The organism is Microbacterium sp., assembly GCF_039812165.1.
GTDB lineage: Bacteria > Actinomycetota > Actinomycetes > Actinomycetales > Microbacteriaceae > Microbacterium.
In genome coordinates, this window is sequence record NZ_JBDIAB010000084.1 from 1 (window position 1) to 11,893 (window position 11,893).

General features: G+C 72.7%; 8 protein-coding genes, 1 tRNA gene and 1 pseudogene. All 10 read left to right on the forward strand.

Annotated elements, in window-relative coordinates; translation table 11 throughout:
• The first annotated feature begins 246 nt into the window (after positions 1 to 246).
• Entirely contained in the window at positions 247 to 2,949 is a 2,703-nt protein-coding gene (gene topA, locus WML84_RS08395) for a type I DNA topoisomerase (RefSeq protein ID WP_347345694.1), read from the forward strand.
• The gene (tmk, locus tag WML84_RS08400; protein ID WP_347345695.1) at positions 2,946 to 3,566 is read left to right on the forward strand and encodes a dTMP kinase; all 621 of its coding nucleotides are present in this window, start codon (positions 2,946 to 2,948) and stop codon (positions 3,564 to 3,566) included. Before topA ends, tmk begins: the two co-directional genes overlap by 4 nt.
• A gap of 162 nt (positions 3,567 to 3,728) precedes the next feature.
• Entirely contained in the window at positions 3,729 to 4,886 is a 1,158-nt protein-coding gene (locus WML84_RS08405) for a DNA polymerase III subunit delta' (protein ID WP_347345696.1), read from the forward strand.
• Entirely contained in the window at positions 4,883 to 6,439 is a 1,557-nt protein-coding gene (locus WML84_RS08410) for an alpha/beta hydrolase (protein ID WP_347345697.1), read from the forward strand. Before WML84_RS08405 ends, WML84_RS08410 begins: the two co-directional genes overlap by 4 nt.
• Positions 6,440 to 6,493: 54 nt before the next feature.
• Positions 6,494 to 6,565 (forward strand) — tRNA-Thr (locus tag WML84_RS08415).
• A 135-nt stretch (positions 6,566 to 6,700) separates the two neighbouring features.
• A complete protein-coding gene (locus tag WML84_RS08420; protein ID WP_347345698.1) occupies positions 6,701 to 7,912 on the forward strand; it encodes a CoA transferase in 1,212 nt (403 codons plus the stop codon).
• Positions 7,909 to 9,072 carry an acyl-CoA dehydrogenase family protein gene (locus WML84_RS08425; protein ID WP_347345699.1) on the forward strand — a complete coding sequence of 388 codons (1,164 nt, stop codon included), beginning with the start codon at positions 7,909 to 7,911 and terminating at the stop codon, positions 9,070 to 9,072. The genes WML84_RS08420 and WML84_RS08425 overlap by 4 nt, the downstream gene beginning before the upstream one ends.
• A gap of 38 nt (positions 9,073 to 9,110) precedes the next feature.
• Complete coding sequence (locus WML84_RS08430) at positions 9,111 to 9,506, forward strand: hypothetical protein (RefSeq protein ID WP_347345700.1); 396 nt, start codon at positions 9,111 to 9,113, stop codon at positions 9,504 to 9,506.
• A gap of 55 nt (positions 9,507 to 9,561) precedes the next feature.
• Positions 9,562 to 11,793, forward strand: coding sequence for an MMPL family transporter (locus tag WML84_RS08435; RefSeq protein WP_347345701.1), 2,232 nt, complete (start codon positions 9,562 to 9,564; stop codon positions 11,791 to 11,793).
• Positions 11,790 to 11,893 (forward strand): annotated as a pseudogene (locus WML84_RS08440) (nicotinamidase); the annotation flags it as partial. The gene WML84_RS08435 and the pseudogene WML84_RS08440, both read left to right, overlap by 4 nt.

Consider the following 11,893-nt stretch of genomic DNA (forward strand, 5'->3'; position numbering starts at 1 on the left):
GGGCGTGGCGGCGCCCGCGTCGTCTCGTGCGCGGTGGACGGACTCGTCGCGACGGTGGAGGTCGCGGCATCCGTCGGGCCTTTCACCGCGCACGCCCGCGCGCGCGCCGGACCGCCGCCGGACGGGGCCCCCGCGGCGGGCGGAGGGGAATCGCCGCCGTGACCGGGGCCTGCGGCGACGGCGGGAAGCACTCAGCGTCCGCCGATGTTCGCGGTGTGTATGGTGTGCATCGAAGAAAGGACGCCAGTGGCACACGGCAAGAAGCTCGTCATCGTCGAGTCTCCGACCAAGATGAGGTCGATCCAGGGGTACCTCGGCGACGGCTACGAGGTGCTCAGCTCGGTCGGGCACATCCGTGACCTGGCCGACAAGAAGGACATCCCCGCCGACAAGAAGCAGGCGTACGGCAAGTACTCGATCGACATCGACAACGGGTTCGACCCCTACTACGTCGTCAACGACCGCAAGACGAAGACCGTCGCCGAGCTCAAGCGCGCCCTCAAGGACGCCGACGAGGTCCTGCTCGCCACAGATGAGGACCGCGAGGGCGAGGCGATCGCCTGGCACCTGCTCGAGGTGCTCAAGCCCAAGGTCCCCGTGCGCCGCATGGTCTTCCACGAGATCACCAAGGACGCCATCGTCGCCGCCGCCGACAACACGCGCGAGCTCGACCTCGACCTCGTCGACGCGCAGGAGACCCGCCGTGTGCTCGACCGCCTGTACGGCTGGGACGTGTCGCCGGTGCTGTGGCGCAAGATCGGCAGCGGCCGCGAGGGTCAGACCCTCAGCGCCGGCCGCGTGCAGTCCGCCGCGACGCGCATGGTCGTCGACCGCGAGCGCGAGCGCATGGCGTTCGTCTCGGCGTCGTACTGGGACGTCGAGGCGCGCGCCACCAGGGACGCCGACTCGTTCACCACGCGACTGGCCCGCCTCGACGGCGCCCCGCTCGCGCGCGGCACCGACTTCGACGACCGCGGCGGGCTGACCAAGGCCGTCGTCGTGCTCGACGAGGACGGGGCGCGCGACCTCGCCGCGGCGATCGAGCGCACCGGTCGCGCGAGCGTCGTCTCGATCGAGGCCAAGCCCGGCACCCGCAGCCCGAAGGCGCCGTTCACGACCTCCACGATGCAGCAGGAGGCCGGCCGCAAGCTCTCGATGAGCGCCAAGCACGCGATGAGCGTCGCCCAGCGCCTGTACGAGAAGGGCTACATCACCTATATGCGCACCGACTCGACGGCGCTGTCCGCGCAGGCCGTGCAGGCCGCGCGCGAGCAGGCGGTCGCCCTCTACGGCGACCGCGCGGTGCCCTCGAACCCGCGCAGCTACCGCAACAAGAGCAAGAACGCGCAGGAGGCGCACGAGGCCATCCGCCCCTCCGGCGAGCACTTCCGCACGCCGTCGTCGGTGGCATCCGCGCTCGACCGCGACGAGTCGCGTCTCTACGACCTCATCTGGAAGCGCACGATCGCCAGCCAGATGTCCGACGCGAAGTACGAGACCACGACGGTCATCCTCGATGCGGATGCCGAGGGCCGGACCGCCTCGTTCACCGCCTCGGGCACCGTGTACACCTTCAAGGGCTTCCTGGAGGCCTACGAGGAGGGACGCGACGAGCGTCGCGGCGACGCCGACAAGGCCACCGACCAGTCGCTCCCCGCTCTCGCCGTCGGCGACGTGCTGTCGCTGCGCGACGTCGAGCCGAAGGGCCACGCGACGAGCCCCAAGCCGCGCTACACCGAGGCGAGCCTCGTGAAGGCGCTGGAGGAGAAGGGCATCGGCCGTCCGTCGACGTTCGCGAGCATCATCGACGTGATCCTCACGCGCGGGTACGTGTCCAAGCGCGGCCAGGCGCTCGTGCCGAGCTGGCTCGCGTTCAGCGTCGTGCGCCTGCTCGAGCAGCACTTCGCCGACCTCGTCGACTACGACTTCACCGCCGCGCTCGAGGACGACCTCGACGCCATCGCGCGCGGCGAGCAGAAGCGCGTCGCGTGGCTGCAGGACTTCTACTTCGGCTCCGAGGAGCACGTGGGACTGCGCAAGATCGTCGACAACCTCGGCGACATCGACGCGCGCGAGCTCAACGCGACCCGCATCGGCGACGTGGCGACGCTCCGCTTCGGCAAGTACGGCCCCTACCTCGACGTCCCGAACCCCGACGGCACGTCGCGCATCGTCAACGTGCCCGACGACCTCGCCCCCGACGAGCTCACGCCCGCCCGCGCGCGCGAGCTGATCGACGCGCCGGTCGCGGGCGACCGCGTGCTGGGCGAGAACCCCGACAACGGCAAGCTGATAGTCGTCAAGGACGGCCGCTTCGGTCCCTACGTGCAAGAGGTGGACCCGGTCGACCCGGACGCCGTCGACGAGGCCACCGGCGTCGTCGAGGAGGCGCCGAAGAAGACGACCCGCAAGAAGGCGGATGCCGCGCCCAAGCCCCGCACGGCGTCGCTGTTCAAGTCGATGACGGTCGACACGGTCGATCTCGACCAGGCGCTGCAGCTGCTGTCGCTGCCCCGCGTCGTCGGCGTCGACCCGGAGTCGGGCGTCGAGATCACGGCGCAGAACGGCCGGTACGGCCCGTACCTCAAGAAGGGCACCGACTCGCGCACGCTGCAGAGCGAGCAGCAGCTGCTCACCCTGACGCTGGACGAGGCGCTCGCGATCTACGCGCAGCCCAAGTACGGCGCGCGCGGCGCGTCGAGCGCGCTGAAGGAGTTCGAGGCCGACCCGACCAGCGGCAAGCCGATCAAGCTGAAGGACGGCCGCTTCGGCCCCTACGTGACCGACGGCGAGACCAACGCCACGATCCCGCGCGGCGAGGCGGTCGACGACGTGACCTTCGAGCGCGCCGTGCAGCTGCTCGCCGACAAGCGCGCCAAGGGCCCCGCACCCAAGCGGACCACGCGCCGGACCACGACGACGACGCGCAAGACCGCGGCGAAGAAGTGACCCGCGGGCTCTGGGTCACTCTCGAGGGCGGCGACGGCTCGGGAAAGACGACCCAGGCGGCTCTCCTGGAGGAGTGGCTGCGGGCCCGGGGCCGCACGGTCGTCCGCACGCGCGAGCCCGGCGGCAGCGAGGTCGGGCGGCTCGTGCGCGACATCGTGCTGCACCACCGCGGCGACATCGCGCCGCGCGCCGAGGCGCTGCTGTACGCGGCCGACCGCGCGCACCACGTCGCGACGGTCGTGCGCCCGGCGCTCGCGCGCGGCGAGGTCGTCATCCAGGACCGTTACCTCGACTCGTCGGTGGCCTACCAGGGGGCGGGGCGCGTGCTGGATGCCGGCGAGATCCGCGACCTGTCGCTGTGGGCGACCGAGGGGGCGCTGCCCGACCTGACCGTGCTCCTCGACCTGGATCCGGCGGAGGCCCGGCGCCGGCTCGACGCCGACGACAAGCCGTTCGACCGGCTCGAGTCGGAGCGGGCCGAGTTCCACGAGCGCGTGCGCGGCGCGTTCCTCGCGCTCGCGGCGTCCGAGCCCGACCGCTTCCTCGTGCTCGACGCCGCCCGACCCGCCGAGGAGCTGGCCGGGGCGATCCGCGAGCGCGTGCGCGTGCTGCTCTGAGCCCTGCGCCTTCCCGCTCCGACCCGGCGGTTCGTCGGAGATCCGCGCATCGTCGGAGCAGACCACGCCTCGGCCTCCGACCCGGTGCAGATCTCCGACGTCGTGCCGCACGGCGACGACGGTCGCGGGCCGCTGTCCGCCCACTCACCTAGGCTGGTCGGCATGCACGCAGCTCCCGCCGTCGACGACCTCCCCTGGGAGCGCGTGTGGGGGCAGGACGACGCCGTGCGCCTGCTGCAGGGCGCGGCGTCGCATCCCGAGCAGCTCTCGCACGCGTGGCTCATCACCGGCCCGCCCGGATCGGGGCGCTCCACGCTCGCGTACGCGTTCGCGGCGGCGCTCATCGCCGAGCCGGGCGACGAGGCCGCGATGCGGCAGGTGCTCGCCGGCACGCATCCCGACCTCACGGCGCTGCGCACCGAGGGCGTCATCATCTCCATCCGCGACGCCCGTGCGCTCGTGGAGCGCTCCGCGTTCTCCCCGTCGCTGGGCCGCTACCGCGTGATCGTCATGGAGGACGCCGACCGCATGGTCGAGCGCACCAGCAACGTGCTGCTCAAGGCGCTGGAGGAGCCGCCCGAGCGCACCGTCTGGATCCTGTGCGCGCCGAGCGACGCCGACCTCCTGCCGACGATCCGCTCGCGCGTGCGCGTGCTGCGCCTGCGCGAGCCCGGCGTCGACGAGGTCGCACGGCTGCTCGTGCAGCGCACCGGCGTCGACGAGGCGACCGCCGAGCAGTGCGCGCGGCTCGCCCAGCGGCACATCGGCATGGCCCAGCGGCTGGCGACGGATGCCGCGTCCCGCGCCCGCCGCGACACCACACTGCGGGCCGTGCTCGGCGTACGCGGCATCGGGGACGCGGTGGAGGTCGCCGGACGCATCGTGCAGGCCGCCACCGACGACGCCAAGGCGCTCACCGCGGAGCGCGACGAGGCCGAGCGCGAGAGCCTGCTGCGCACGCTCGGCATCGCCCAGGGCGCGGCGGTCCCGCCGGCCGTGCGCGGCCAGCTGAGCGCGCTGGAGGACGACCAGAAGCGCCGCGCCACCCGGAGCCTGCGCGACGGCATCGACCGCGTGCTCACCGACCTCGAGTCGATGTACCGCGACGCCCTCATGCTCCAGTTCGGTCGCGACACCGACCTCATCAACCTCGAGCTCAGGCCCGAGCTCGAGGCGCTCGCGGTGGCGTGGACGCCGCCGCGGACCCTCACGGTGCTCGATCGCATCGCGGCGACCCGCACCAACCTGCAGGGCAACGCGGCTCCGGCCCTGGCGCTGGAGAGCATGCTCGTGACCGTCGCGAACGGAAGTGCCCCATGACCCTCATCCGCCGTGCCGCCGCCGTCCTCGCAGGGCTCGTGGTGGCATCCGTCGCCCTGTCCGGCTGCGTGTGGACCGGCATCCCCGGAGCGGAGGAGTCGAGCCCTGCCGCCGATCGTCCGCCGGTGACGGACGGCGTCCCCGCCGAGCTGCTGCCGTTCTACGAGCAGAGGCTCACGTGGAAGAGCTGCGACGGCATGGAGGCGGGCGAGTTCGACTGCACGACGGTGCGGGCGCCGCTGGACTGGGAGGACCCGGACGCCGGCGAGATCGAGCTCGCGCTCATCCGCCGCGGCGCCGACGACGCCGAGCCGATCGGGTCGCTCCTGGTCAACCCCGGCGGCCCGGGGGCGAGCGGGTACGACATCATCGCCGACTCGGCGTTCGCGGTGGTGGGCGACGCGCTGTCGGCGGCGTACGACGTGATCGGCTTCGATCCGCGCGGCGTGGGGCGCTCGACGGCGGTGCACTGCTTCGACGCGGCCGACATGGACGCGTACCTCTTCGACCTGCCCGCCGCCCCGCGCGGCTCGCAGGAGTGGCGCGACGAGCTCACGGCTCGCAACCAGGACTTCGTGGCGGCGTGCGAGGCCGGCAGCGACGGCATCCTGCCCTTCGTGACGACCGAGAACGCGGCGCGCGACATGGATCTGCTGCGCGGCGTGCTCGGCGACGAGAAGCTGCACTACCTCGGCTACTCGTACGGCACGTTCCTCGGCGCCACGTACGCGAAGCTGTTCCCCGAGCGCGTCGGCCGGCTCGTGCTCGACGGCGCGATCGACCCGTCGATCCCCGGCCTCGACGTCGGCGCGACGCAGGCCGTCGGCTTCGAGTCGGCCCTGCGCGCCTACATGGCCGACTGCCTCACCGATCGCGAGTGCCCGTTCCGCGGCACCGTCGACGAGGCGATGCGCGACCTCGGGACGCTGCTGGCGAGCGTCGACCAGCGGCCGCTCGCCGCCGCCGACGGGCGGATGCTCGACGCGTCGGCCCTCATGACCGGCATCGTCGCGGCGCTGTACGCGGTGGACAGCTGGCCCTACCTGACCATGGCGCTCGACGGGGCGCTGAGCGGCGACCCGCAGATCGCCTTCGCGCTCGCGGACTTCTACTACGGGCGTGAGAGCGGCGTCTACACCGACAACTCGACCGAGGCGTTCCGCGCCTACAACTGCATGGACTACCCGCTCGACGCGACCGAGGCCGAGAAGGCGGCGTCGCAGGCGATGATCGCCGAGAAGGCGCCCACGATCGCGCCGTACTGGGACGGCGTGGACGTGTGCGAGGTGTGGCCCTACCCGGCCACCGGCGTCCGCGAGCGGATCGCCGCCCGCGGCGCCGCGCCGATCGTCGTGGTCGGCACCACCAACGACCCCGCAACGCCGTACGTGTGGTCGGAGTCGCTCGCCGACCAACTGGCCTCGGGCGTGCTCGTCACGCGCGAGGGGGAGGGCCACACGGGCTTCCTGAAGGGCAACCAGTGCGTCGACGAGGCGGTCGAGGGGTACCTCATCCGAGGCACCGTCCCGAAGGACGGACTGGTCTGCTCGTGAGGGGATGCCGCCGGTTCGCGCACCGCCGATCGAACAGGTAGGATCGTTGATCGCGCCCTCGTAGCTCAGTGGTAGAGCACTTCACTCGTAATGAAGGGGTCATCAGTTCAATCCTGATCGAGGGCTCTCCTTTCCGGTCCAACCGGTCGTGAGCAGGACGGCTCCGATCGGCGCGGCCTCCCGACGCCTTCGCGCGGCCCAGTACAGTGGTCGGCGAGCGCCGGGTCATCCGGCGTGCGGCGGGAGTCGGGCGGTGATTCGGTGGCGGCACCGGTGGGCGAGGGCGGTCAGGGCCCGTTGCGCGGCGTCCGCGTGGCGGACTTCTCGCGTGTGCTCGCCGGGCCCTACGCCACGATGCTGCTGGCAGACCTGGGCGCCGACGTGATCAAGATCGAGAGCCCGGACGGCGACGGCACCCGCCAGTGGTCGCCGCCCGTGAACGCGGCGGGGCAGAGCACGTACTTCGCCGGCGCCAACCGGGGGAAGCGCTCGGTCGTCTGCGACCTGCGCACCGCCGAGGGGCTCGCCCGCGCCCGCCGGCTCGCGCTCACCGCCGACGTCGTGGTCGAGAACTTCACGCCCGGCACGATGGACCGCTTCGGCCTCGGCTACGAGGACGTGGCGGCGGCGAACCCACGGGCGGTGTACTGCTCGATCACCGGCTTCGGCGATCTCGGCGGGGCATCCCTCCCCGGCTACGACCTGCTCGTGCAGGCCGTCGGCGGGCTCATGAGCATCACCGGCGAGGCGGATGCCGCGGGCGGGCGACCCACGAAGGTCGGCGTGGCGCTCGTCGACGTGCTGACCGGCCTGAACGCCGTCATCGGCATCCAGGCCGCCCTCCGCGCGCGCGACGACGAGTCGTCGCCGCAGCACGGTCGCGGCCAGCGGGTCGGCGTGACGCTCCTCGGCTCGCTGCTGTCCGCGCTCGCGAACCAGGCGTCCTCGACGCTGGAGACCGGCACCTCACCGGCGCGCATGGGCAACGCGCATCCCTCGATCGCACCGTACGAGACTCTCGAGACGCGGGACCGGCCGATCGCGCTCGCCGTCGGGACCGACGAGCAGTTCCGACGCCTGTGCGACGCGCTCGGCTGCGCCGAGCTCGCCGACGACGCGCGTTTCGCGACCAACCCGGCCCGCGTGCGGCATCGCGCGGTGCTCCGCGGGCTGCTGGAGGAGCGGCTTGTGCGGCGACCGGCGGAGGAGTGGATCGCGGAGCTCACCGCACGCCGCGTGCCGGCCGGAGCGGTCAACACGATCGCCCAGGCGTTCGAGCTGGCCGCGTCGCTCGGGCTGGATCCGGTCGTCGAGCTCCCGGCATCCGTCGCCGACGGCGATGCCGTCGTGCGCTCGGTCGCGAACCCCGTGCGTCTCTCGCACACCCCGGTGCACTACGAGCAGCCGCCTCCGGCGCTCGGCGCGCACGACGACGACGGCGACTGGCGCCGATGGACCGAGGAGCGCCCATGACCACCACGATCGACCGGCTGTTCGACGTCGCCGACCTCGTGACCGACGAGGAGCGCGAGTGGCAGCTCAGGGCGCGCGAGCTCGCGCAGACCCGCATCGCGCCGATCATCGACCGCGCGTTCGAGGACCGCAGGCTTCCGGTCGAGCTGCTGCCGGCCGTCGGCGAGCTGGGCGCGTTCGGGATGCACCTGCGCGGTCACGGCCTGCCGGGGGCCTCGTCGGTGGCGTACGGGCTCGTGGCGATGGAGTTCGAGGCGGTCGACTCCGGGTTCCGCACCGCGCTGTCGGTGCAGGGCTCGCTCGCGATGGGCGCGATCCAGAGGTTCGGCTCCGACGAGCAGAAGGCGCGCTGGCTGCCGCCGATGGCGCGGGGCGAGGCGATCGGCTTCTTCGGGCTGACCGAGCCCCAGGGCGGGTCCGATCCGGGCACGATGCTCACCGCCGCGCGACGCGACGGCGACGGGTGGGTGCTGAACGGACGGAAGCGCTGGATCGGCCTCGCGTCGATCGCCGCGATCGGCGTCGTGTGGGCGAAGGACGAGGAGGGCGTCGTGCGGGGCTTCCTCGTGCCCGCCGGCACGCCCGGGTTCGTCGCGACGCCGATCGACGACAAGCTGTCGATGCGGGCCTCGCTGCAGTGCGATCTCGAGCTGACCGACGTGCGGCTGCCCGCCGACGCGATCCTGCCGGGCTCGCGCGGGCTGTCGTCGCCGTTCGCGTGCCTCAACGAGGCGCGGTACGGCATCGCGTGGGGCGTCATGGGCGCGGCCCGCGCGTGCCTCGAGGTCGCCGTGGAGCGCTCGCGGACGCGCGAGGTGTTCGGGACTCCGATCGGGGCCAAGCAGCTCACCCAGGCGAAGCTCGCCGACTGCTTCGTGGAGTACGAGAAGGGGCTGCTGCTCGCCCTGCACCTGGGGCGGCAGAAGGATGCCGGGCGGCTCGGCCACGGGCAGATCTCGGTGGGCAAGCTCAACAACGTGCGCGAGGCGATCCGCATCGCCTCGACGTGCCGGTCCATCCTCGCCGGTGACGGGGTCACGAGCGCGTTCCCGGTGATGCGGCACATGGCGAACCTCGAGTCGGTGCGCACGTACGAGGGCACCGACGAGGTGCACCAGCTCGTGATCGGCCGCGAGCTGACCGGCCTCGCCGCCTTCTGACGCGCGACCTCCCGGAGCGCTGATACTCTCGGTCCACCATGGACATCGCCCTCGACGCCGTCCTCGAGCTCTTCACCTGGACCGGCTTCGGCGGCGCGGTGATCCTCGGGATCGTGCTGGTCGTCCTGTGGGCGGTCGACGGCACGTGGCTCCCCGCCGAGGCGATCGTCGACCGCGACGGCGACGAGGTCGTCGTCCGCTGGTTCGACGGCGACGGCGACGCCAACAGCGCGCGGCCGACCGACGCCGAGGCGTCCGCCCTCGGCGACGCCGACACCGCGACGATCTGGTACCGGTTCGGCTGGCACGATCGCATGCGGCTGACGCGCCGTCACCACGCGCTGCGGCCCATCGGCTGGCTCGCCGTGGGACTCGCGGCGCTCGCCGTCGTGTCGACGGTCGTGTCGGCGGTGCTGCTGTTCGTGCGCGGCTGACCGCGCGCGCGGCCGATCGGGCGTCGACGTCGGCGGGGGAGCGTAGCCTTCAGGGATGACGAAGGCTCGATGGCTCCGCGTCGGCATCCCGGCGCTGCTGGTGCTGGTCTGGCTCGTGGGCGGCGCGATCGGCGGCCCCTACTTCGGCAAGGTCGACGAGGTCGCCACGAACGAGCAGTCGACGTTCCTGCCCTCGAGCGCCGAGGCCACGCGCGTGATCGAGCGCCTGCCCGACTTCACCGAGGGCGACACCATCCCCGCCGTCGTCGTCGTCACCTCGGCGACGGGCTTCGACGAGGACCGCGTCGCCGAGCTGCAGAGACTCGCCGAGGCGATCTCGGCGCTCGACGCCGTGGGCGAGACCTCGCCGCCGATCCTCTCGGACGACGGGGCTGCGGCCCAGATCTTCGTCCCCATCGACTCCGACGGCGAGGTGCGCGACAGCGTCGAGCGGATCCGGACGCTCGTCCACGAGGATCTCGGCGACGGCCTCGAGGCGTGGGTGACCGGCCCCGCCGGCTTCACCGCCGACCTCGTGAAGGGCTTCCTCGGCATCGACACGCTGCTCCTGGCGGTGGCGCTCGGGGCGGTGTTCGTCATCCTCGTCGTCGTCTACCGCTCGCCCCTGCTGCCGATCCTGGTGCTGCTGACCTCGACGTTCGCGCTGTGCGTCGCGCTCCTGACGGTCTGGTGGCTCGCGAAGGCGGGCGTGTTCGTCCTGAACGGACAGGTGCAGGGCATCCTCTTCATCCTCGTGATCGGCGCCGCCACCGACTACGCGCTCCTCTACGTCGCGCGGTTCCGCGAGGCGGTCGGCGACGGCGCGGCACGGTGGGATGCCACGGTGCGCGCCTGGCGCGGCTCCGTCGAGCCGATCGTCGCCTCCGGCGGCACGGTCATCGCCGGCCTGCTGTGCCTGCTCCTGAGCGACCTCGCCAGCAACCGCGCGCTCGGCCCGATCGCCTCGATCGGGATCGCGTTCGCGGTCCTGTCGGCGCTCACGTTCCTCCCGGCGCTCCTCGCGCTCGTGGGCCGCGCGGCGTTCTGGCCGTTCATCCCCCGCACCGGGTCGACCGAGCTGCCCGACGACCTCACCGCGTCGGTGCGCGGGTTCTGGCCGCGGCAGGCGCGCCTCGTCTCGCGGCACGCGCGCGCGGTGTGGATCGTCTGCACCGTGGCCCTCCTCGCCGCGGGGCTCGGCGTGCTGCAGCTGAAGGCCGACGGCGTGCCCTCGAGCGACCTCGTGCTCGGCGCCTCCGAGGCCCGCGACGGGCAGGACGTGCTGGCCGAGCACTTCCCGGCGGGCTCGGGGAGCCCCGTCTCGGTGGTCGTCCCCGAGGAGCGGCTGGTCGACGCGGTCGCCGTGCTCGACGACCAGGACGGCATCGACGCGGTCGCGGTGGCATCCGCCGCGTCGCCGACCGGGCAGGCGAGCGTCGCGATCGAGGACGGCGAGGCGGTCTTCGCCGCGCCCGGTCCGCCCGGCCAGGCGCCGCCGGCACCGACGGTCTCGGACGGCGACGTGCTGCTGCTCGTCACGCTCGGCGACCCGGTCGACTCGCTGGCCGCCGAGCACACGGTGCGCGAGCTGCGCGCCGGGTTCGCCGCGTCGCTCGGCGAGGGCGTGGCGCTCGTCGGTGGAGCGACCGCGATCGACGTCGACACGAACGACACGTCGATCCGCGACCGCACGCTCATCATCCCGGTCATCCTCGTGGTGATCCTGCTGATCCTCATGCTGCTGCTGCGCGCCGTCGTCGCCCCGCTCCTGCTCGTGGCGAGCGTCATCGTCTCGTTCGGCGCCGCGATGGGCGTGAGCGCCCTCGTGTTCGACCACGTCCTCGGCTTCCCCGGCGCCGATCCGGCGGTGCCCCTGTACGGGTTCGTCTTCCTCGTTGCCCTCGGGGTCGACTACAACATCTTCCTCATGTCGCGCGTGCGCGAGGAGTCCCTCGTGCACGGCACGCGTCCGGGCATCCTGCGCGGACTCGTCGCCACCGGCGGCGTCATCACGTCGGCGGGGCTCGTGCTGGCCGCGACGTTCGCGGCGCTCGGCGTCATCCCGATCCTGTTCCTCGCGCAGATCGCGTTCATCGTCGCCTTCGGCGTGCTGCTCGACACCCTGGTGGTGCGCTCCCTCCTCGTCCCCGCCGTCTCGTACGACATCGGACGGGCGATCTGGTGGCCGTCGCGGCTCGCGCGGAGCCGCCCGGTGCCGCCGGCGTCCGCGACGCCCGCGGTCGTGCCCGCGACGAGGCGCGAGTACCGGCGTACCCTCGAATCATGACCAGGGCGCTGTTCATCGTGGACGTGCAGAACGACTTCACCGAGGGCGGAGCGCTCGCGGTGGCCGGCGGCGACGCGGTCGCCGAGGGCATCACGCGCTT

Bases quoted from the DNA above. Each gene is read 5' to 3' on its own strand.
- WML84_RS08430 (WP_347345700.1), top strand. From the start codon at position 9,111: ATGGACATCGCCCTCGACGCCGTCCTCGAGCTCTTCACCTGGACCGGC.
- WML84_RS08425 (WP_347345699.1), top strand. From the start codon at position 7,909: ATGACCACCACGATCGACCGGCTGTTCGACGTCGCCGACCTCGTGACC.
- WML84_RS08435 (WP_347345701.1), top strand. From the start codon at position 9,562: ATGACGAAGGCTCGATGGCTCCGCGTCGGCATCCCGGCGCTGCTGGTG.
- WML84_RS08405 (WP_347345696.1), top strand. From the start codon at position 3,729: ATGCACGCAGCTCCCGCCGTCGACGACCTCCCCTGGGAGCGCGTGTGG.
- WML84_RS08410 (WP_347345697.1), top strand. From the start codon at position 4,883: ATGACCCTCATCCGCCGTGCCGCCGCCGTCCTCGCAGGGCTCGTGGTG.